The sequence below is a fragment of the Rhizobium sp. P1_B8 genome, assembly GCF_056406515.1.
The window spans coordinates 37,959-58,810 of sequence record NZ_JBFTZZ010000030.1; the positions used below are offsets into that span (position 1 = coordinate 37,959).

The window sequence follows — 20,852 nt, forward strand, 5'->3', positions numbered from 1 at the left end:
AAGTTCAGACCTTGGCGCTGCCGGCGATCAGCATGAAGGCGGGGATATCATCGCCGAAGCCGATCGGGGTCGGGCCGTCGTCGTGATCGCGATGACGGCGGCGGTCGCGGCTGTCATCATTTGCCGGGTAAGGCCGATTGTTACGCGCATTGTTCTGCGGCTTCTGCTCTGCTTTGCGCTCGTTCTTCACGATGTCGGCCTTTACTGGTGCTGCTTCGATCACGTCTACGCCATTATCCTGGATGTCGTTGTCAGATTTATGACTCGCAGCGCTGCGACTGCCGCGTCCGCGGCCACGATCCCTGTCGCCATTCTCTCTCGGCGCGCGATCTCGGGTTGCGCCATCTCTGGCACCACGCTCGCGGCTGTTGCGCCGCGGGCGTTCAGTTTCCCGGCTTTCTTCTGCCGGTGGCAGGGAATTCAGGTCGCCGCTCAGCCATTCGACCTTTTCGCCGATCAGCTTCTCGATGGCGTCGACAAATTTGGTATCGCGCTTGGTGACCAAGGTGAAGGCGGCACCCGAGCGGCCGGCACGGCCGGTGCGGCCGATGCGGTGGACGTAATCCTCGGAATGGATCGGCACGTCGAAATTGAAGACGTGGCTGACGTCGGGAATGTCGAGGCCGCGGGCGGCGACGTCGGAGGCAACCAGAAGCTGGAGGTTGCCGTCGCGGAAGCTTTGCAGCGTCATCGTGCGGGAGCGCTGGTCCATATCGCCATGCAGGGCGCCGACGGAGAAGCCGTGGCGTTCAAGCGAACGGAAGAGATCGGCGACATCCTTCTTGCGGTTGCAGAAGACGATAGCGTTCTTGAGCTCGGTCTGGGCGCGGACGAGTTCGCGCAGAACCGCTCGCTTCTCGTAATCCTTGCCGTGCGAAGCGACGAAGCGCTGAGTCACGGTCGCGGCAGCGGAAGCCGGCTTTGCGACCTCGATGCGCTCTGGATTCTGCAGGAAGCGGTCCGCGAGCTTCTGAATCTCCGACGGCATGGTTGCCGAGAAGAACAGCGTCTGGCGGGTGAACGGGATCATCTTGGCGATGCGTTCGATATCGGGGATGAAACCCATGTCGAGCATGCGGTCGGCCTCGTCGATGACGAGGATCTCGACGCCGCTCATCAGCAGCTTGCCGCGCTCGAAATGGTCGAGCAGGCGCCCGGGCGTGCAGATCAGCACATCGGCGCCGCGCTCGAGCTTGCGGTCCTGGTCCTCGAAGGAAACGCCGCCGATCAGAAGGGCGACGTTCAGGCGGTGGTTCTTGCCGTATTTCTCGAAATTCTCGGCGACCTGAGCGGCGAGTTCGCGCGTCGGTTCCAGAATCAGCGTGCGGGGCATGCGCGCACGCGCACGGCCCTTCTCCAGAAGCGACAGCATCGGCAGAACAAAGGATGCCGTCTTGCCAGTGCCGGTCTGCGCGATGCCGCAAATATCGCGGCGCTCGAGCGCAAACGGGATGGCGCCCGCCTGAATAGGCGTTGGGATCGTGTAGCCCGCGTCCGTAACAGCGGATAGCACTTTTTGGCTTAAGCCAAGGTCAGCAAATGTCGTCAAAGGGAAAACTGTTTCCATTCCGTTCGGCCGAGCTCTGAACGAGTCGGCGGGATTGCATGCCGCAATGCAGCGCGACATAGCCCCGAATGGCCGGCAAGTCAAGAAATAGAGACGCCGCACCCATTGCAGAGTGAAGCGTTGGTTACCGGGCAGGAGTTACTTGATATAGGTGGCGAGTTTAAGGCCGGCATTCATGAAATATACTGGATCGACCGCGTGGCCGTCCTGGCGCACTTCATAATGCAGGTGCGTGCCCGTCGAGCGGCCGGTGCTACCGGCAAGGCCAATGACGTCATCGCGATCGACCGTGTCGCCGACCTTGACCAGGACCTGGGACATATGCCCGTAGCGCGTCGAGATGCCGTTGCCGTGATCGATCTCGACCATGTTGCCGTAGCCGCCGGTCCAACCGGCCGAAATCACCCTGCCGGGGGCCGTCGGGCGGATCCTTTCGCCCGGCGAAAAGCGGAAGTCGATGCCGGAATGGAGCGCGAGGCGGCCGAGGAAAGGGTCGCGTCGATTGCCGAACGGGCTCGTCACGTCCTTGCCGATAGCGGGATTGCGGAAAGGCAGGGATTCGGCGGTGCTGCGCACCTCTTCGAGACGGGTCAACGCGCCGTCGAGCGCGACCAGAGAACTGTTGAAGTCGTCGTTGCTTTCGGGCTCGACATAGGGGCCGCCGACGGCATCGTCATCGTCTTTCTTGGCGGCGGTCTCGGGCATCGGAATCTTGAAGTGGGTCAGCACGGTCTCGATGGCGTTGGCGGCATTGCCGGCATCGCTCGTCAGCTGTTCGACACGGCTGCGCTGGTCCTGTTCGACATCTTTCAGCGATAGCGTCACCTTGGAGAAGATGCGGTCGGCACGGTCGCCGACCGTGTCGGTCGCCGGCACATAGGCAAGCGTCGAATTGTCGGGCGTCGCATCGGCGGGCGCGCCGCTTGCCAGCTGTTTCTCGATCGCCTCGATGCCGCCGCCGGTGAGTGAAGCACGCTTGTCCTTGATATCAGGCGCATAGGACTGAACGGGCGAGGACGGCGCAGGCAGGGCGCCATCTTTTTCCGTCAGGCCGGAGCTTTCGGCCCGGTCGAGCAGATTGTCGAGTTTGCCATGGCGCGAGGTGAGCGCCATCTGCTGCTCCATCAGCTTGTCGACCTTGTCTTCGACCACCTGCTGGTCGAGAAGCTGGCGGGAGGTGATGCGGTCGACCTGCGCGCGGAGGGCAGCGATGCGGTCTTCATAGTCGTGCTGCATGCGGGCCTGGCGGGCCATGGTGGCGCCGATCAGGTCGTCGCGCAGCACGAGATAGGACGTGGCCAAGAGGTAGCCGATCGAGAAGACGCCGAGGAAGCAGAAGGCCACCGCAGCCATCCAGGGCCGGACCGTCATATGGCGAACCTTGTCACCGCTTGCCAGGATGAGGATATGTTCCTGTGCCCGCCTGCCGAATACCCGGTGCTGATGTCCGCTGTTCACGCAGGCTCTCCCGATTGATGCTCTACGCCTCTTTCGGAAAATTAGACACTGTTATGGTTAATGAATGCTTTCATTGCCGCCGTCGCATCATAAATTTCAGTGACTTCAAGCGTGGCTGATCGATGCCAACGATCTGTAGAAGGACGGCGTCAGCCCGGCTTCGGCGCGGGCAAGGTCGTTGAAGGGCGGCTTCAGCGGCCCGCGGAAATTGGCCCGTACCAGCTCCTGGAAGGCTTTTGCCGGGTCGCGTTTCTCGCGGGCGCAGAGGAAGCGGAACCATTTGGCGCCGACGGCGACATGGCCTTTCTCGTCGTTATAGATGACGTCGAGGACATCGGCACTTTCGAGATCGCCGGTCTGGCGCATCTTTGTCTGCAACGACGGCGTAACGTCGAGGCCACGGGCTTCCAGAATCAGCGGCACGACGGCCAGCCTTGCCGTCAGGTCGTTGCGCGTCGAATGGGCGGCCTGCCAAAGCCCGTCATGCGCGGGTAGGTCACCGTAATCAGCACCGAGATCCTTGAGCCTGGCGCGCACCATGCGGAAATGCTTCGCCTCCTCGAAGGCGACCTGCATCCAGCCGTCGAAAAAGGAATTCGGCACCTGCTCAGTCGCGAATCGCGCAACGATATCGAGCGCCAGATCGACGGCGTTAAGCTCGATATGGGCGATGGCGTGGAGCAGAGCGATCCGTCCTTTGAGCGTATGCAGCGAGCGCTTCTCCACCTGGGTCGGCGGCGTCAGCACCGGTTTGTCGGGCCGGCCGGGCCTGTCGGGCAGGGCTGCATCGAGTGGCGAGCGCAGCGACACCCGGCGGGCGAACCAGCGGGTGGCGCTTTCCTGCGCAAGTGCCGTCTTGCGGTCGAGATCGGCCGAGCTGATCGCATCGATGGCGCCGCCGCGCAGCGAGCTTATCGCCAGATGCCCGGTCACGCCGCCAGATTCCTCACGGCCTCGAGTACGGTTTCGGCATGGCCCTGCACCTTCACCTTCTGCCAGATGGTGGCGATCGTGCCGTCCTGGCGGATCAGGAAGGTGGTACGCTCGACGCCCATGAAATTGCGGCCGTACATGCTCTTTTCCTTCCAGACGCCATAGGCCTGCAGCGTCGTCTTTTCCTCGTCCGAGGCAAGCGCCACCGAAAGACGGTGCTTCTTGATGAACCTGTCATGGCAGGCGGCCGAATCGGGCGACATGCCGATGACGGCAGCACCGGCCGCTTCGAACTCGCTTGCTAACGCGGTGAAAGCCAATGATTCTGCGGTGCAGCCCGTCGTGTCGTCCTTGGGATAAAAGAACAATACGAGCGGCTTGCCGTGGAATTCGGCCAGCGTGACGCGGCCGCCGCCGTCGCGGGGAAGGTTGAAATCAGGGGCCGAGACGCCGATGCCGGGAACCGCCATTGGGAAAACCTTTCTTTTGCCGGGTTTGTGGATGACACTTTCTCTCCCCGAATTATATAGTGGACGGATACCCGTCCAGCATGGCCGGGTTCAATTCTTCACTTAAAGGGAGAGCCCGAGGGCGCATGTCAGCCATCCGCGGCGAAAAGGTCACGTTTCGCAAGAAGGATATCGTTGCGCTGGACCGCTTGCCGTCCGCCCAGGCCGAGGATCCGATCATCGTTCATTGCCCGCCGCCGCGTTCGCCGATGCGCCGCACGGCGAAGCTGACCTCAGGATTTCTGGGACTGATTCTCCTTATTCTCGCTGGCATCGTTTTCACCGTCGAGAGCGGCATGTTCGACAAGCCGCTGTCGCAGCAGGCTCAGGCGGCGCTGAATGGTGTGGCCGGACCGCGCTACCGCGCTGAGGTCGGCTCCACCGTCATCCGCTTCACTTCGGATTTTCGGCTGGCGCTTGAAGCGCGCAACGTCAACATGATCGACGAGGAGAGCGGCCAGCACCTGTCGACGACGGGTTCGGTGCGGCTGGGGCTCGATCCGCTGCAGCTTTTCCGCGGCCGCATCGCCGTCGCGGATATCGAAGCGGAGGATATCGCGCTCGATACCGCGCTTCTGCCCTCCGGCAATCCCGTCAAGCTCGACGATCTGCGCATCGACGCCGTACCGGGGGCGATGGAGAGGATCTTCTCGCAGTTCGACATGTTCGACAGCATTGTGACGCGCGGCTCGACGAATTCGGTGCGTATCTCCGGCATCGACATCAAGCTTGCCGATACCGCCAACGGTCCGCTGTCGCTTGTCATCGACAATCTCGTCTTTGCCCATGCCGGCCCGTCCTCGTTGCAATTGACCGGCGAAGTCGCGCTCAACGGCGAGGTGGCGGAGCTCGACATGCTGGCCGAGAAGGAAGACGGCCACGTGTCGAAGGTCGTGGCGACGCTGAAGCATGCCGACCTCACGCCCTTTGCGCTGAAACGCAACGATCAGGGCGTGATCCGGCAGGGGCTCAGCGCTTTTGTCGACCTGACGGTGTCGGCCACCAGAGCGCGCGATGGGGCGCCGCCGGCGCTTGCGGCGACGATCGACATCGATCCTGGCCAGATCTATGCGGATGGCGATCCACAGGAGCTGTCGGGCGGCCAAATCAATCTCGTCTATGATTTCTCCAAGCAGACGCTCGAGATCGCCAGGTCGAACGCCCGATTCGGCGCGACCACGCTTCCCATCAACGGCGCCCTGATCGATCTCGACAAGCTCGACCCGCAGGCCGGCAAAGGCTTCGGCATCGACCTGCTCGTCAGCGGCGGCACGGCAGCCCCCGGCGGCTCCGGCGAGCAGCCGCTCTCCTTCGACATCCAGGCGACGGGGCGCTACATGGTCGCCGGCCGCGAATTCCAGTTTCCCAACATGACGGTTTCCAGCCCGCTTGGGGCGCTCTACGGATCACTTGATGTCAAGCTCGGCGACAAATCACCGGAGATCAGCTTCGCCGGCCAGTCGTCGCAGTTGCAGACGATAGCGATCAAGCAGCTCTGGCCGTTCTGGATGGCGCCCAAGGTGCGCAACTGGGTGCACGGCAATCTCTTCGGCGGCACCGTCACCGATGCCGCCATTTCCGTCTTCATTCCCTTAGGCAGGCTGGACGAGGCAGCCGGCGGCAAGGGATTGAAGCTTGACGCCAACCAGATCCGCATCGGCTTCGACATCACGGGTGCGCGGATGAACGTTGCCGGAGACATTCCGCCGATCCGCGACACGTCAGCACATTTCGACCTGACCGGCCCGGTTGCGACGATCGCGATCAAGAGCGGCACGTCTTATTTCCCCTCCGGCCGGTCCGTCGGTCTCGGGCAGGGGACGTTCATCTTGCCTGCCACCTACGATAAACCTCTGATGGCCGATATCGATCTTGCGGTCTCCGGAGCGGCGGACGCCGTTGGCGAGCTTCTGACCTACAGGCCGATCCGGGTGCTGCAGCGCGCCGGCTTTACGCCCGACGATCTCAAGGGCCGGATCGAGGCAAATGTGAAGGCGCATTTCGGTCTGCTCTCCTCGCAAAACCCGCCGCCGGCCGAATGGACGGCGGCAATGAAGCTCACCGATATCGATCTTGCCAAGCCGTTTTCCGGCCGCACGATCAGCAATCTCGACGGCACGCTGAACGGCAATCCGAAACGGATCACGCTCGACGCCAAGGCCCAGATCGACGGTGTCCCGGCCGATATCGACCTTACCGAACCGGTCGAGGCATCCGACACGGCGGTGCGGCAGCGGGTGATCACCGCGACGCTTTCCGAGGACCAGCGCAACAAGCTGATACCCGGCCTTTCCGGCATCGTCGGCGGCAGCGTGAAGATGGTGCTGACGCGGATCGACGACGACCGGCAGGACGTCCAGCTCGACCTCACCAAGTCGCTGCTCGAACTGCCTTGGATCGGCTGGTCGAAGGGCAGCGGCATTGCCGCCACGGCCGAATTCGAAACGTCCGGCCCGGCCGACAATACCCAGATCAAGAATTTTCGACTGAAGGGCGATGGTTTCGGCGCCAACGGATCGCTGAACATTGGCAAAGGCGGGCTGATCTCGGCTGATTTCGACAGCGTCAAGCTGTCCTCGCTCGACGATTTCGCCCTGTCGGTGAAACGTAGCAAGGGCAATTTCGACGTCTCGGTCTCCGGCGACAGCGCCGATGCGCGGCCGGTCATCGCGCGGTTGAAATCGGGCTCGGACGGCGATGATGATGGGGATGCCGGCGACACCGGCGTATCGGTGCGTGCCAGGCTGAAAAATGTCATCGGCTTCAATGACGAGAAGGTCGGCAATTTCCAGGCGCAAATATCACTGCGCGGCGACAAGCTGCAGGCGCTCAATTTCTCCGCCGTTACCGACAGCGGCGAGGCCGTGGTCAGCCAGATGAAGGACGGCGGCGTCATCAACATCACCAGTGGCGATGCCGGCGCGGTGTCACGTTTCGCCGATCTCTATCAGCACATGCAGGGCGGCCTGCTTAATCTGGCGATCCGGCTGGGGGCAGAGGGCGGCTGGGATGGCTCGCTCGACGTGCGCCGCTTCGCGATCGTCAACGAACAACGCCTGCGGTCGATCGTTTCGACACCTGTGGGAAATGAGCAGCGCAGCCTCAACGAAGCCGTCAAACGCGATATCGATACCTCGTCGCAGCGCTTCCAGCGCGGCTTTGCCCGTGTCGTCTCGCGCAATGGCATGGTCGGCATCGAGAACGGCGTGCTGCGCGGCGACCAGATCGGCGCAACCTTCCAAGGCATCGTGCGCGATCGCAAGGGCAACATGGACATGACCGGCACCTTCATGCCGGCCTACGGCCTCAACCGGCTCTTTGCCGAATTGCCGCTGATCGGCGTCATTCTCGGCAATGGCAGCGACCGCGGCCTGATCGGCATCACCTTCAAGCTGACAGGCAAGTTCGACCAGCCGAACCTGCAGATCAACCCGCTGTCGATCATCGCGCCTGGCGTTTTCCGGCAGATCTTTGAGTTCCAGTGAGGCGGGTGAAGCCGGGAGGTCGCAAATCCCGGCAGGTGCAAAAGGTTCCGACAAAGCGTCCGGTGTGTGACTTGTTGCCGGATCGCAGCAGAGGAATGCGCGGGTTCGTTCTCGGCAAGGCCAATTCCGACCTATCCTGACAAGTCCGACATTGATGCTTTGCCTATTTTAGGAAAATCTGATGTACTATATTGTCCCGGCCAGGAAGCAACGGTCGGTGCAATGTCGGAGGATGCGATGCAGTGCGCCCGGACAGTTTCTTTCGCATCGGCCGCCATGATGGCTGTGACAATTGCCGACACTTCGCTTGCCGCGGAAAAGGTCGTGCGGCTGAAGTCGCAAGAGGCGGTCATCCGTTCCGACCACGTCCTCATGGTTCCCCTCGACGCGATGATGACGCCGCCGATCTTCTCGATCAGTTGGTGGTCGCGAGTGAAGCCCGATTCAAGCGTCGATCCGCCGGCTATCTTCTCCGGGAGACCAAACGAGATGACGCGGAATGCCGACGGGGAGCTGAATGATCTTGCTCGCCGACCCGAATAGTGAGGCACAGAAAAAGCCGGCGCGGGCGCCGGCTTTGGTATCTGTTCGGTAAAGCCGCTTACGCCGCGCGGCGGATCAGGATGTGTTTCTTCTTACCGAGCGAGAGCTTGATGATGCCGTCGGCGGTGATTTCGCCGCTGCCGATCATCTTGCGTTCGTCGCTGACCGCCTCGTCGTTGATGCGGACCGCGCCGCCCTGGACGTGACGGCGCGCTTCGCCGTTCGAACCGGCAAGGCCGGCACGTACGATCAGCGACAGAAGGCCGATGCCAGCGTCGAGCTCGGAGGCGGGCACGTCGACCGACGGGAGATTTTCCGAGAGGCCACCTTCCTCGAAGGTCTTGCGTGCCGTTTCGGCAGCCTGTTCAGCGGCCTGGCGGCCGTGCAGGATTGCCGTTACCTCGGTCGCAAGGATCTTCTTGACCTCGTTGATCTCCGAGCCGCCGAGTGCGGAGAGACGGGCGATTTCATCCATCGGCAGCGTGGTGTAGAGCTTCAGGAAGCGCGAGACGTCGGCATCCTCGGTGTTGCGCCAGTACTGCCAGAAATCATAGGCCGAGAGCATGTCGGCGTTCAGCCAGACAGCGCCTGTTGCCGACTTGCCCATCTTGGCGCCGGATGACGTCGTCAGCAGCGGCGATGTCAGCGCATAGAGCTGCTGTGTCCCCATGCGGTGACCGAGATCGATACCGTTGACGATATTGCCCCACTGGTCCGAACCACCCATCTGCAGGCGGCAATCGTAGCGCTTGGCAAGCTCGACGAAGTCATAGGCCTGGAGGATCATGTAGTTGAATTCCAGGAAGGACAGGGACTGTTCGCGGTCGAGACGCGTCTTGACGCTGTCGAAGGACAGCATGCGGTTGACCGAGAAGTGCTTGCCGACATCGCGCAGGAATTCGAGGTAGTTCAGCGAGCGCAGCCATTCGGCATTGTTGATCATCAGCGCGTCCTTCGGACTGTCGCCGTAGTTCAGGTAATTGGAGAAGACGCGCTTGATCGAAGCGATATTGCCTTCGATCGTATCTACGGTCATGAGCTGGCGCGCTTCTTCCTTGAAGGAGGGATCGCCGACCATGCCGGTGCCGCCGCCCATCAGCGAGATGGCGCGATGACCGGTCTTCTGCATCCAGTGCAGCATCATGATCTGGATCAGCGAGCCGGCGTGCAGGCTGGGCGCCGTCGGATCGAAGCCGATATAGGCTGTCACGGTTTCCTTGGCGAACAGGTCATCGAGGCCGCTTTCATCGGAGACCTGATGAATGAAGCCGCGCTCTTTCAGCGTGCGGAGGAAATCGGACTTGAACTCGGACATGGGTTTCGTCTCTTGGTGTCTGCGCTACCCCGTGCGGGCCTCACGCAAGTTCGTTGTTGTTGATCTGTCGCGGCGCGTTTAGCACTGTTTTTACAAAAGTGCATCCGGGAATCGCATGGGAGGCAAGCCTCATGAATGTCATCAGGACCGCGATCGGTTTGATGAGCGGCACGTCGATGGATGGAATCGACGTCGCGCTGATCAGGACCGACGGTCGCGGCTTCATCGAGCGCGGGCCGTTCATGGGCGTGCCCTATGATGCCGATTTTCGTGGGCAGCTCAAACGGGCGCTGGAAATCGCACGTCCACTGAGCGACAGGAACGAAAGGCCCGCTGAGCTTCGTGCTATCGAGCTTGAATTGACCTTACGGCATGTAATTGCCGTTACGGCATTCATGGAGCGTTTCGAGCTTTTAGCCGATGGCGTCGATGTTCTCGGCTTCCATGGCCAGACGGTGCTTCATCGCCCTGATGAGGGATTGACGATCCAGATCGGCGACGGCCCGGAACTGGCGCACCGAACCGGCATACCGGTGGTCTACGACATGCGCGCCAACGACATGGTCCATGGCGGGCAGGGTGCGCCGCTGGTGCCGGCCTATCACGCAGCACTTGCGGGAAAATTCCAGCAGCAGGGACAGGCGGTGTGCTTCGTCAATATCGGCGGCATCTCCAATCTCACCTCTATCGGCACGGACGGCCGGATATCGGCCTTCGACAGCGGGCCGGGCAATACGCTGATCGACCAGTGGGTGGAGATGCAGACCGGCAGAACTTATGATCCCGGCGGCGAGATCGGCGGGCGCGGTAAGGTCGTTGCCAGCTTGGCGGAGCGTTATCTGCAAAGCCCGTTCTTTCGCGGCAATGTTCGTCGTTCCCTCGATCGGGGCGATTTCGCGCCGCTTCGGCCCGAGGAAGCAAGCCTTGAAGACGGCGCCCGGACACTGGCGCATGTCGCCGCCGCCTCGATCATCAAATCCGCCAGCTTCCTGCCCGAGACCCCAGTGGTCTATATCGTCTGCGGCGGCGGGCGGCTGAACGCCACTCTGATGGCGGAATTTTCGGTCATGGCCGAAAGGTTTGGCTCGAAGGTACTGAGCGCCGAGGAGGCAGGCTTCGATGGCGACGCGATGGAAGCCGAGGCCTGGGCCTATCTCGCCGTCCGGTCGCTGGACGGGCTGCCGTTGACATTTCCCGGCACAACGGGAGTGGGCGTCCCCGTCAGCGGCGGGGTGGTGGCAACGCCATGAGAGAGCAGAGGGTCATACTGAAGACGCCACGGCTCAGCTTGGTCATGTGGGACGAAGGCGATGCGGCCCTGGTGCGGCAGCTGCATTCGACGATGGCGACGAGCCGCTATCTGTCCGGCAATGCGCCGTGGAGCCTCGAGAAGGCTGAGCAGCGGCTGAAGGGCTGGTTCGAAGAGCAGGCGCGCGACGGCACGACCAAATACAAGCTCCTCGCCGAGGACGGCAACTTCGTCGGCCGCGCCGGCATTTCGAAGTTCAGGAGCGAGCAATTCGAACTCGGTTATTCCCTGCGCGAGGAGGCGTGGGGCAAGGGCCTGGCAACGGAGGCGGCAGGCGCCTTGGCCGACTGGTTCTTCGAAAGGCAGTTTGCATCCGGCTTCATCGCCTTCACGCATCCCGAAAACATCGTCTCGCAACGCGTCCTCAGAAAGATCGGCATGCGCGAACGCGCGCCGATCCCGATCGACGGAGTGCTTGGCACGGCTTTCGAACTCACCGCCGACATGCGGCCGCCAATGCCCTAACTTTTTACCGCGACCGGCCGGACATTTGATTCGCGACCAGCCTGGTTGCCATCCTCGACGCCCCTGACCTGAGCAATGAACGAGAACTTCTTGCGAAGGCCAAGGATCGGCTTCTCGATGAAATGCCAGGACAGCACCGCGACGGCGAGAGCCGATGGCAGGCCGACGAGATAGAGCGCCAGCGCACCATATTTCGGATAGAGAAACACCGACGGGAACGAGCTGATCCAGATCTGCAAAAACGGGTCGTGATAGAGATAGACGCCGTAGGAATAGTCGCCCTTCCTGAAAAAGGCCGGAATGGGCACCTCGGACAGGCCGACGAAGACGGTGATGTAAACGAGAGAGGTGATGACCAGGGGTCGGTTCATCACCGACTCCGTCGCCCGGCTGTCCAGGGTCAGAATGGCGACGATGCAAATCAGGCAGGCGGCGGCGAACAGCCAGCGGGAATGCGGAATGACCGCTTTGAACTGAAAGGCGACGATGCCCATCATGAAGGCGGTTATCAGCTGGGAGCCTCGGCTCATGAACAGGAAGCGAGCGATCGGCTTGATTGTATCAGGTAACAGATAGGGCATCTTTTGCACGACAAGGCCGATGGCGATGTAGGCGATCGTTACCGCAAGCAGCTTGTAGCGCGTCTTGACGATGGCGGTGATCATCAGGAACGACATGATGATGTAGCAGAAAATCTCCCAGGGAACCGTCCAGAGAGCGCCATTGACCCGTTGACTCGGATTATTCTCGAACACGCCCGGAAGCTCGTAATGGATCCAGCCGACGATATTCAGGAAGTATTTGAAAAATCGCTGATCGGTAAAATATTCGGAATGATAAACGACCGTTATGATCGGCCCGATAATCAACGAACAGACGACGATATCGACCGCAAGGGCCGGGACGATGCGCAAGCCTCGGTTGATCAGGAAATTCCGGAGGCTCAGTCGCTGGGCGCTGCCGGCGATCAGAAATCCGCTCAAAGCGAAGAACATCGGAACAAGAGCGTATTCAGTAAACCAGAATACCGACCCCCTGATGAAGTCATTGTTCTCGGTTAACAAAAAGGAATGGGTCAATACGATGGAAAAGGCGAGCCCTATTCGAAGAAAATCGAACCCCGGACCAATTCCCCTATACTTATCCAGGACTTCCCCGAACGACTTGGTCATTGCGGACCTCGCTTTTGTTAGGATCGCGAGGACCCTACCGCACTGCAACATACATTGCAACACGGTAGGTGATCTGTTCTGACACATCCGGCCCGGTGGTGTTCCGGACCGTCACGGCATCGATGCGGCCGAGATTTTGTGGTGTCAGCGAATCCGCTTGGCGGCCGGTTCCGGCACCAGTTCGCCGTTGAGGCGACGGTCGAGGTAATCCTCGCATTCGCCCATCAGCGTTTCCACCTGGCCATTGAAGAAGTGGTTGGCGTTGGCAACGGTGCGGTGGGTGATGAGGATGCCCTTCTGGGTCTTCAGCTTCTCGACCAAGCCGTTGACATCCTTTTCCGGCGCCACCTTGTCGGCTTCGCCGTTGATGATCAGTCCGGAAGAGGGGCAGGGCGCCAGGAAGGAAAAGTCGTAGGTGTTCGGCTGCGGCGCGATCGACATGAAGCCTTCGATCTCCGGCCGGCGCATCAGGAGCTGCATGCCGATCCAGGAGCCGAAGGAATAACCGGCGACCCAACAGGTCTTGGAATCGGGATGCAGGCTCTGCACCCAGTCGAGCGCCGAGGCGGCATCCGAGAGTTCGCCGGCGCCATGGTCGAATTCACCCTGGCTGCGGCCAATGCCCCGGAAGTTGAAGCGCAGCGTAGTGAACCCGCGCTTCTGGAACATGTAGAAGAGCTGATAGACGATCTGATTGTTCATCGTGCCGCCGAACTGCGGATGCGGATGCAGAATCAGGGCGATGGGCGCGCTTTTTTCCTTGGAGGGCTGGTAGCGGCCTTCAAGACGGCCGGCTGGGCCGTTGAAAATAACTTCGGGCATTGGTACTCCGGGTTTTATTTCGCGTTCGCGCTGCGCTGGATGACAACATGACTTGACTAGTGTTGTCAGCTTTTCTAAAACGCAGTTTAGAACAATTCGAAACTTGCATGGCGATCCACGCATCGTGGAACGTGTCATAAGGCAAGCCCGGCGGAAATTTCAAGAAAAATGAACCGCGGCCGCTGAAGCAAGCTCGTCAAGCGCAGGACTGAAGATCATGGCGCCGCCACGCCTTTATCTCGACTGGAATGCCACAGCGCCGCTGCACCCCGCAGCACGCGCGGCGATCATGCGCGCCATCGATGTGTTTGGCAATCCGAACAGCGTGCACGGAGAGGGCCGCGCCGCGCGCGCCGCCATCGAAGGCGCACGGCGCAAGGTGGCAGCACTTGCCGGCACCGGTCCTGGCAATGTGGTCTTTACCAGCGGTGCGACCGAGGCCGCTAACCTGGTGCTGACACCGGATTTCCGCATGGGCCGCACGCCGCTTCGGCTGGGCCATCTCTATTTTTCGGCGATCGAGCATCCGGCTGTGCGCGAAGGCGGCCGCTTCGCCAGGGAGAGTATGACGGAGATCCCGGTGACGGAAGCCGGTATCGTCGATCTCGATGCGCTCGGCCTCCGGCTTGATGCGCATGACAAGGCCGCCGGCCTGCCGATGGTCGCTATCATGCTCGTCAACAACGAGACGGGCATCGTGCAGCCGGTTGAGGCGGCGGCAAAGATCGTCCACGCCCATGGCGGGCTCTTCGTCGTCGACGCCGTGCAGGCGGCAGGCCGCATCGCGGTCGATATCGAGAAGATCGGCGCCGATTTCATGATCGTCTCCTCGCACAAGATCGGCGGGCCGAAGGGGGCCGGCGCGCTCATCGCACGCGGCGAGGCGCTGATGCCCAGGCCGCTGATCCAGGGCGGCGGGCAGGAGCGGGGTCACCGCTCAGGGACACAGAATTCTCTGGCGCTGATCGGCTTCGGCGCGGCGGCAGAAGCTGCGTCCGACGAACTCGAGGCGCGCAATGCGACGGTCGGCGCGCTACGCGAGCGGCTGGAAGCCGGCATGCGTGAGGCGGCATCCGATGTGATGATCCACGGCGAGGGCGGCGAGCGCGTCGCCAATACGATCTTCTTCACCCTGCCGGGGCTGAAGGCTGAGACCGGGCAGATCGCCTTCGATCTCGAAGGCGTTGCCCTTTCTGCAGGTTCGGCCTGCTCATCCGGTCGGCTCGGGGAAAGCCACGTGCTGACGGCAATGGGACGTGACGCCAAGCTCGGAGCGCTACGCATCTCGCTCGGCTTTTCGACGACGGAAGACGATGTCGACAGGGCGATTGCGGCTTTCGCGAAGATTGCCTGTCGGCGGAGGTCGGCGGGCGAGGCGGCCTGACCCGTCAAAACTTGCGGAAACGCAAATTTCTGCTTGCCAATCGGGCTGAAAAGTCCCTTTTGGCCTCTTACATAAAGGGCAAGACAATTGCCCAAACGCTACAAGCTGCCGGACCTTGTATCCGGCGAGATTGGAGAATGAGATGGCTGCCGTGCAGGAAACAATCGACCAGGTCCGCCTGATCGATGTGGACCAGTACAAATACGGTTTCGAGACCGTCATCGAGATGGATAAGGCGCCAAAAGGCCTGTCCGAGGACATCATTCGTTTCATTTCGGCGAAGAAGCAGGAGCCGGAGTGGATGCTGGAATGGCGTCTCGAGGCCTATCGTCGCTGGCTGACGCTGGAAGAGCCGACCTGGGCGCGCGTCAACTATCCGAAGATCGATTTCAACGACATCTATTATTACGCCGCGCCGAAAAGCACGCCGGGTCCGAAGTCGCTCGACGAGGTCGATCCGGAGCTGTTGAAGGTCTATGAGAAGCTCGGCATTCCGCTGCGTGAACAGGAGATTCTTGCCGGCGTCGAGAAGCCGAAGATCGCCGTCGACGCCGTTTTCGACAGCGTCTCGGTCGTCACCACCTTCAAGGCAGAGCTGAAGAAGGCCGGCGTGATCTTCATGTCGATCTCGGAAGCCATCCGCGAATATCCCGATCTCGTCCGGAAATATCTCGGCTCGGTCGTGCCGACCTCGGACAATTATTACGCGACGCTGAATTCGGCGGTCTTTACCGACGGCTCCTTCGTCTTCGTGCCGAAGGGCGTTCGTTGCCCGATGGAGCTGTCCACCTATTTCCGCATCAATGAGAAGGGCACCGGCCAGTTCGAGCGCACGCTGATCATTGCGGAAGAGGGCGCCTACGTCTCCTATCTCGAAGGCTGCACGGCGCCGCAGCGCGATGAAAACCAATTGCATGCCGCCGTGGTCGAGCTGGTTGCGCTCGATGACGCCGAGATCAAATATTCGACGGTGCAGAACTGGTATCCGGGCGACAAGAACGGCAAGGGCGGCATCTACAATTTCGTCACCAAGCGCGGCGATTGCCGCGGCGACCGTTCGAAGATCTCCTGGACGCAGGTCGAAACCGGCTCGGCGATCACCTGGAAGTATCCGTCCTGCATCCTGCGCGGCGACGACAGCCGCGGCGAATTCTACTCGATCGCCGTTTCGAATGGCCATCAGCAGATCGACAGCGGCACCAAGATGATCCATCTCGGCAAGAACACGTCGAGCCGCATCGTCTCCAAGGGTATCGCCGCCGGCGTTTCCAACAACACCTATCGCGGCCAGGTCTCGGCTCACCGCAAGGCGTCGAATGCGCGCAACTTCACCCAGTGCGATTCGCTTTTGATCGGTGACAAGTGCGGCGCCCATACCGTGCCCTACATCGAGGCGAAGAATTCGACGGCGCAGTTCGAGCATGAAGCGACGACTTCGAAGATCTCCGAGGACCAGCTGTTCTACTGCCTGCAGCGCGGCATCCCGACCGAAGCGGCGATCGCACTGATCGTCAACGGCTTCGTCAAGGAAGTCCTGCAGGAACTGCCGATGGAATTCGCCGTCGAGGCGCAGAAGCTGATCAGCATCTCGCTCGAGGGTTCGGTGGGGTAACCACGGTTTCCGTCATCCTCGGGCTTGTCCCGAGGATCTGCAGCGGCCAGAGAACAAAGGATGAGTGGTTTCGTCTACATGATGTCCGACAAACCGCGAGGCGTGATCTACACCGGCGTCACGAGTGATTTGCACGGACGCATATGGGAACACCGCAACGAGATCCAGAAGGGCTTTACGCAGAAATACAGAGCGAAGAATCTTGTCTGGTTTGAGAACCACCCGAACATCGTGTTGGCGATCCGACGAGAGAAGTCTTTGAAACGCTACCTGCGTGAATGGAAAATCAAGCTTATAGAGGGCATCAATCCGACCTGGATCGACCTTTACGAGCGGATCGATGAAATCGAGAATATCTATCGACCGCATCCGAATACGCGGGAGTGGAGCGATTACAATTGAAGGCTTAGATCCTCGGGACAAGCCCGAGGATGACGATCGAGACCGATGAGCACGGTCAATCAGGCGGCACTTGGACCCGCCTTATGGACAGGAAGAACGAAATGCTTGAAATCAGAAACCTCCATGCCCGCATCGCCGAGGACGGCACCGAGATCATCCGTGGCCTGAACCTGACGGTGAAGGCCGGCGAAGTTGCCGCCATCATGGGGCCGAACGGCTCCGGCAAGTCGACGCTCTCCTATGTGCTCTCCGGCCGCAGCGATTACGAAGTCACCGAGGGCGACATTCTCTATAATGGCGAGAGCATCCTCGAGCTCGATCCGGCCGAGCGCGCCGCCAAGGGCATCTTCCTCGCCTTCCAGTATCCGGTCGAAATTCCGGGTGTTGCCACCATGCAGTTCCTGAAGGTGGCGATGAACGAGCAGCGCAAGGCGCGCGGCGAGGACGAACTGACGACGCCGGATTTCATGCGCCGGGTCAAGGATGCTGCCGGAAAGCTGCAGATCAATACCGAGATGCTGAAGCGGCCGCTGAATGTCGGCTTTTCCGGCGGCGAGAAGAAGCGCGCCGAAATCCTGCAGATGGCGCTGCTCGAACCGAAGCTCTGCGTGCTTGACGAAACCGATTCCGGCCTCGACATCGATGCGCTGAAGATCGTGGCCGACGGCGTCAATGCGCTGCGTTCGCCGGACCGCGCGGTTGTGGTTATCACCCATTACCAGCGCCTGCTCGACTATATCGTGCCGGATACCGTCCACGTGCTCTACAAGGGCCAGGTGATCAAGTCGGGCGACAAGACGCTGGCGCATGAGCTGGAAGCCAACGGCTATGCCGACATTATCGGCACGGCGGCCTGAGTTTCGGGTGGAAAGGACGACGTCCATGAACATGCAGACGACGAGCCGCCTGACTGCGGCCGAGACGGCGTTGATCGAGGCCTTCAACCAGCAGATCGGCGAGCTGCCGGGCAATGGTGCGGTGACGGCCCTGCGCGACCGGCTTCTCGACGACCTGAAGAAGGCCGGCCTGCCGACGCGCCGCATCGAAGCCTGGCATTATACCGACCTCAAGAATCTGCTGCGCACCGTTCCGCCGCAGGCAGGCGATGCCGGCTCGGAGGCGTTGGAGCCGCTCGTTGCTGATGCCACGGTGCTGGCGGTGATCCAGGGCCATTCCAACCAGAAGGCTACGGCCGACGGTCTTGGCGTTTCGGCCTATTTTGAACGTCTGCTTGACGGCTCTGCCGCAGGCGGGCTCGATGCGCTCGGCAGCGACGACGCCGTCGGCCGCATCAATGGCAGCTTCGTGCGCGACGGCTATGTCATCGACGTGCCTGCCGATGCCGAGCTTGAAAACCCTCTTGAAATCCAGTTCATCCATGCGGGTGGGCAGGCACATACGCGCCTTCCCGTGGCCTTCGGCGCCGGTGTCAAGGCGACCGTCATCGAGCGTCACCTCACGGTGACCGGTGATGCGGCTCTTGTGTCCCACGTCAGCGACATCACGGTCGGCGAAGGCACGGAACTGACCTGGATCATCCTGCAGCAGCAGGGGCCCGACGATACGCATCTCGGGCAGATCCGCGTTGATCTCGGCGCTGACGCCAAGCTCCGGCTTTTCGTCATCAATGCCGGCGGCAGGCTGGTGCGCCAGGAGCTTAACATCAAGGTGACGGGCGAGGGCGCCGATCTGACGTTGCGCGGCATCAACCTGCTCGGCGGCGACAGCCATACCGACGTGACGATGGTGCTCGGCCACGACGTGCCGAACACCGGCTCGACCGAAGTGATCCGCAACGTCGTCTTCGACCGCGCCAAGGGCGTCTTCCAGGGCATGATCCGGGTCGCGCCCGATGCGCAGAAGACCGATGCCAAGATGGCCTGCAACACGCTGTTGATGTCCGACGATGCCGAATTCTCGGTCAAGCCCGAGCTTGAAATCTTCGCCGACGACGTGCAGTGCGGCCACGGCTCGACGGTGACCGATATCGACGCCAATCACCTCTATTACATGATGGCGCGCGGCATTCCGGAGAACAAGGCGCGGGCGATGCTCGTCAACGCCTTCGTCGCAGAGATCGTCGAGGAACTGGAAGACGAGGCCCTGGTCGAGGCGCTGGAAGGCGTGATTTCGGTCTGGCTCGAAAAGCACGCCTGATCGGATATATCAATGGACAAGATAGTGCCGGCCACCCAATATGACGTCGAAGCCATCCGTCGGGATTTTCCGATCCTGGCGGAGAAGGTGCACGGCAAGCCGCTGGTCTATCTCGACAACGGTGCCTCGGCGCAGAAGCCGCAGCTGGTGATCGACGCCATCTCGCATGCCTATAGCCATGAATATGCCAATGTGCATCGCGGCCTGCACTATCTCTCGAATGCGGCCACGGACGCCTATGAGGCAGCGCGCGAAAAGGTGCGCCGCTTCCTTAATGCGCCTTCGGTCAACGACATCGTTTTCACCAAGAATTCGACGGAAGCGATCAACACCGTCGCCTATGGCTGGGGCATGCCTAGGATTGGCGAAGGCGACGAGATCGTCCTGACGATCATGGAGCACCATTCCAATATCGTGCCCTGGCACTTCATCCGCGAGCGGCAGGGCGCCAAGCTTGTCTGGGTGCCCGTCGACGACGAGGGCGCTTTCCATATCGAAGATTTCGAGAAAAGCCTGACGGAGCGCACCAAGCTCGTCGCCATCACCCATATGTCGAATGCACTCGGCACCATCGTTCCCGTCAAGGAAGTCTGCCGGATCGCGCATGAGCGCGGCATCCCGGTGCTGATCGACGGCAGCCAGGGCGCCGTGCATCTGCCGGTCGATGTGCAGGATATCGATTGCGACTGGTACGTCATGACCGGTCACAAGCTCTACGGCCCGTCCGGCATCGGCGTGCTCTACGGCAAGAAGGAGCGGCTTTTCGAGATGCGGCCGTTCCAGGGCGGCGGCGAGATGATCTTCGAAGTTGCCGAGGATATGGTGACCTATAACGACCCGCCGCATCGTTTTGAGGCCGGCACGCCGCCGATCGTGCAGGCGATCGGGCTCGGTTATGCGCTCGACTATATGGAGAAGATCGGACGCGAGGCGATTTCGCGCCACGAGGCGGATCTTTCTGCCTATGCGGTCGAGCGGCTGAAATCGGTCAATTCGCTGCGGGTCTTCGGGACGGCGCCCGACAAGGGGAGTATCTTCTCCTTCGAGCTTGCCGGCATCCATGCCCATGACGTCTCGATGGTGATCGACCGGCAGGGTGTTGCGGTCAGGGCCGGCACGCATTGCGCCATGCCGCTCTTGAAACGCTTCGGCGTCACATCCACATGCCGTGCATCCTTCGGCATGTACAATACCCGCGCCGAGGTCGATGCCCTGGCCGATGCGCTTGAATATGCGCGCAAGTTCTTTGCTTGAGGAGTGTCCGTGATGAGCCTGGACGAAAGCGAACAGAAGATCGACGTGCGCGAAGGCATCGTGCATTCCAGCATTCCGGCCGATGAGCTGGCGCGGCTGAGCGACGACGTCATCAGCGCGCTGAAGACCGTCTACGATCCGGAAATTCCAGCCGACATCTTCGAACTTGGTCTGATCTACAAGATCGACATCGAGGACGACCGGATGGTGAAGATCATGATGACGCTGACCGCCCCGGGCTGCCCGGTTGCCGGCGAGATGCCCGGCTGGGTCGAAAACGCCGTCGGCGCCGTCGAAGGCGTATCAGGCGTCGAGGTGGCCATGACCTTCGATCCGCCGTGGACGCCGGATCGCATGTCCGAAGAGGCGCAAGTCGCCGTCGGCTGGTACTGAGATCCCGCGGTATTGATCCGTTTACCTCAGGGTACTACATTTGAGTCACGATGCGCCGGATCTTGACCCCGG

Annotated in this window: 18 protein-coding genes; 11 read left to right on the top strand and 7 right to left on the bottom strand. The window is 61.2% G+C overall.

Features of this window, described 5'->3' with window-relative positions; translation table 11 throughout:
• Positions 1-4: 4 nt before the first annotated feature.
• From AC1D2N_RS28490 to AC1D2N_RS28505, 4 genes are all read right to left on the bottom strand, one after another.
• Positions 5-1,567: a DEAD/DEAH box helicase gene (locus AC1D2N_RS28490; protein ID WP_130652477.1), complete on the bottom strand. Its 1,563-nt coding sequence runs from the start codon at positions 1,565-1,567 to the stop codon at positions 5-7.
• A gap of 138 nt (positions 1,568-1,705) precedes the next feature.
• Positions 1,706-3,025, bottom strand: coding sequence for a peptidoglycan DD-metalloendopeptidase family protein (locus tag AC1D2N_RS28495; protein ID WP_130652476.1), 1,320 nt, complete (start codon positions 3,023-3,025; stop codon positions 1,706-1,708).
• Positions 3,026-3,130: 105 nt separating this feature from the next.
• Positions 3,131-3,958, bottom strand: coding sequence for a ferritin-like domain-containing protein (locus AC1D2N_RS28500; protein ID WP_047621263.1), 828 nt, complete (start codon positions 3,956-3,958; stop codon positions 3,131-3,133).
• Entirely contained in the window at positions 3,955-4,428 is a 474-nt protein-coding gene (locus tag AC1D2N_RS28505) for a peroxiredoxin (protein WP_018242176.1), read from the bottom strand. The genes AC1D2N_RS28500 and AC1D2N_RS28505 overlap by 4 nt, the downstream gene beginning before the upstream one ends.
• A gap of 125 nt (positions 4,429-4,553) precedes the next feature.
• Here AC1D2N_RS28505 and AC1D2N_RS28510 point away from each other — a divergent pair, with 125 nt between their 5' ends.
• Positions 4,554-7,952, top strand: a complete 3,399-nt coding sequence (locus AC1D2N_RS28510; protein ID WP_130652475.1) for a YhdP family protein — start codon at positions 4,554-4,556, stop codon at positions 7,950-7,952.
• A gap of 222 nt (positions 7,953-8,174) precedes the next feature.
• Positions 8,175-8,495 carry a hypothetical protein gene (locus AC1D2N_RS28515; RefSeq protein WP_026188406.1) on the top strand — a complete coding sequence of 107 codons (321 nt, stop codon included), beginning with the start codon at positions 8,175-8,177 and terminating at the stop codon, positions 8,493-8,495.
• Between the two features lie 58 nt (positions 8,496-8,553).
• On the opposite strand, the gene tyrS is transcribed toward AC1D2N_RS28515, so the two are convergent.
• Positions 8,554-9,810: a tyrosine--tRNA ligase gene (gene tyrS, locus AC1D2N_RS28520; protein ID WP_130652474.1), complete on the bottom strand. Its 1,257-nt coding sequence runs from the start codon at positions 9,808-9,810 to the stop codon at positions 8,554-8,556.
• Positions 9,811-9,941: 131 nt separating this feature from the next.
• Between tyrS and AC1D2N_RS28525 the strand changes: the two genes are divergently transcribed.
• Positions 9,942-11,060 (top strand): anhydro-N-acetylmuramic acid kinase, encoded by a 1,119-nt coding sequence (locus AC1D2N_RS28525; RefSeq protein WP_130652473.1) that lies wholly within the window; start codon positions 9,942-9,944, stop codon positions 11,058-11,060.
• Positions 11,057-11,584 (top strand): GNAT family N-acetyltransferase, encoded by a 528-nt coding sequence (locus tag AC1D2N_RS28530; protein ID WP_130652472.1) that lies wholly within the window; start codon positions 11,057-11,059, stop codon positions 11,582-11,584. Before AC1D2N_RS28525 ends, AC1D2N_RS28530 begins: the two co-directional genes overlap by 4 nt.
• Here AC1D2N_RS28530 and AC1D2N_RS28535 read toward each other — a convergent pair.
• Together AC1D2N_RS28535 and AC1D2N_RS28540 are read right to left on the bottom strand one after the other, a co-directional pair.
• Positions 11,581-12,756: an acyltransferase family protein gene (locus AC1D2N_RS28535; RefSeq protein ID WP_130652471.1), complete on the bottom strand. Its 1,176-nt coding sequence runs from the start codon at positions 12,754-12,756 to the stop codon at positions 11,581-11,583. The genes AC1D2N_RS28530 and AC1D2N_RS28535 overlap by 4 nt on opposite strands.
• A 144-nt stretch (positions 12,757-12,900) precedes the next feature.
• Positions 12,901-13,578 (bottom strand): alpha/beta hydrolase, encoded by a 678-nt coding sequence (locus tag AC1D2N_RS28540; RefSeq protein WP_003559715.1) that lies wholly within the window; start codon positions 13,576-13,578, stop codon positions 12,901-12,903.
• Between the two features lie 217 nt (positions 13,579-13,795).
• On the opposite strand from AC1D2N_RS28540, the gene AC1D2N_RS28545 reads away from it, so the two are divergent.
• The 7 genes from AC1D2N_RS28545 to AC1D2N_RS28575 all read left to right on the top strand — a co-directional run bounded on the left by AC1D2N_RS28545 (position 13,796) and on the right by AC1D2N_RS28575 (position 20,780).
• Complete coding sequence (locus AC1D2N_RS28545) at positions 13,796-14,962, top strand: cysteine desulfurase family protein (RefSeq protein ID WP_130652470.1); 1,167 nt, start codon at positions 13,796-13,798, stop codon at positions 14,960-14,962.
• Positions 14,963-15,104: 142 nt separating this feature from the next.
• Complete coding sequence (gene sufB / locus AC1D2N_RS28550) at positions 15,105-16,574, top strand: Fe-S cluster assembly protein SufB (RefSeq protein WP_018242169.1); 1,470 nt, start codon at positions 15,105-15,107, stop codon at positions 16,572-16,574.
• Between the two features lie 60 nt (positions 16,575-16,634).
• The gene (locus AC1D2N_RS28555) at positions 16,635-16,976 is read left to right on the top strand and encodes a GIY-YIG nuclease family protein (RefSeq protein ID WP_130652469.1); all 342 of its coding nucleotides are present in this window, start codon (positions 16,635-16,637) and stop codon (positions 16,974-16,976) included.
• A 101-nt stretch (positions 16,977-17,077) separates the two neighbouring features.
• Complete coding sequence (gene sufC / locus AC1D2N_RS28560; protein ID WP_018445225.1) at positions 17,078-17,833, top strand: Fe-S cluster assembly ATPase SufC; 756 nt, start codon at positions 17,078-17,080, stop codon at positions 17,831-17,833.
• Between the two features lie 25 nt (positions 17,834-17,858).
• Positions 17,859-19,133 (top strand): Fe-S cluster assembly protein SufD, encoded by a 1,275-nt coding sequence (gene sufD / locus AC1D2N_RS28565; RefSeq protein WP_477982446.1) that lies wholly within the window; start codon positions 17,859-17,861, stop codon positions 19,131-19,133.
• A gap of 12 nt (positions 19,134-19,145) precedes the next feature.
• Positions 19,146-20,387 carry a cysteine desulfurase gene (locus tag AC1D2N_RS28570; protein ID WP_113542036.1) on the top strand — a complete coding sequence of 414 codons (1,242 nt, stop codon included), beginning with the start codon at positions 19,146-19,148 and terminating at the stop codon, positions 20,385-20,387.
• A 12-nt stretch (positions 20,388-20,399) separates the two neighbouring features.
• Positions 20,400-20,780, top strand: a complete 381-nt coding sequence (locus AC1D2N_RS28575; RefSeq protein ID WP_003559708.1) for an SUF system Fe-S cluster assembly protein — start codon at positions 20,400-20,402, stop codon at positions 20,778-20,780.
• Positions 20,781-20,852: the final 72 nt, after the last annotated feature.

Excerpts from the sequence above, each read along its gene's own strand:
- AC1D2N_RS28490 (WP_130652477.1), bottom strand. The coding sequence starts at position 1,567 with ATGGAAACAGTTTTCCCTTTGACGACATTTGCTGACCTTGGCTTAAGC.
- AC1D2N_RS28505 (WP_018242176.1), bottom strand. The coding sequence starts at position 4,428 with ATGGCGGTTCCCGGCATCGGCGTCTCGGCCCCTGATTTCAACCTTCCC.
- AC1D2N_RS28510 (WP_130652475.1), top strand. The coding sequence starts at position 4,554 with ATGTCAGCCATCCGCGGCGAAAAGGTCACGTTTCGCAAGAAGGATATC.
- AC1D2N_RS28515 (WP_026188406.1), top strand. The coding sequence starts at position 8,175 with ATGTCGGAGGATGCGATGCAGTGCGCCCGGACAGTTTCTTTCGCATCG.
- tyrS (WP_130652474.1), bottom strand. The coding sequence starts at position 9,810 with ATGTCCGAGTTCAAGTCCGATTTCCTCCGCACGCTGAAAGAGCGCGGC.
- AC1D2N_RS28525 (WP_130652473.1), top strand. The coding sequence starts at position 9,942 with ATGAATGTCATCAGGACCGCGATCGGTTTGATGAGCGGCACGTCGATG.
- AC1D2N_RS28530 (WP_130652472.1), top strand. The coding sequence starts at position 11,057 with ATGAGAGAGCAGAGGGTCATACTGAAGACGCCACGGCTCAGCTTGGTC.
- AC1D2N_RS28535 (WP_130652471.1), bottom strand. The coding sequence starts at position 12,756 with ATGACCAAGTCGTTCGGGGAAGTCCTGGATAAGTATAGGGGAATTGGT.
- AC1D2N_RS28540 (WP_003559715.1), bottom strand. The coding sequence starts at position 13,578 with ATGCCCGAAGTTATTTTCAACGGCCCAGCCGGCCGTCTTGAAGGCCGC.
- AC1D2N_RS28545 (WP_130652470.1), top strand. The coding sequence starts at position 13,796 with ATGGCGCCGCCACGCCTTTATCTCGACTGGAATGCCACAGCGCCGCTG.
- sufB (WP_018242169.1), top strand. The coding sequence starts at position 15,105 with ATGGCTGCCGTGCAGGAAACAATCGACCAGGTCCGCCTGATCGATGTG.
- AC1D2N_RS28555 (WP_130652469.1), top strand. The coding sequence starts at position 16,635 with ATGAGTGGTTTCGTCTACATGATGTCCGACAAACCGCGAGGCGTGATC.
- sufC (WP_018445225.1), top strand. The coding sequence starts at position 17,078 with ATGCTTGAAATCAGAAACCTCCATGCCCGCATCGCCGAGGACGGCACC.
- sufD (WP_477982446.1), top strand. The coding sequence starts at position 17,859 with ATGAACATGCAGACGACGAGCCGCCTGACTGCGGCCGAGACGGCGTTG.
- AC1D2N_RS28570 (WP_113542036.1), top strand. The coding sequence starts at position 19,146 with ATGGACAAGATAGTGCCGGCCACCCAATATGACGTCGAAGCCATCCGT.
- AC1D2N_RS28575 (WP_003559708.1), top strand. The coding sequence starts at position 20,400 with ATGAGCCTGGACGAAAGCGAACAGAAGATCGACGTGCGCGAAGGCATC.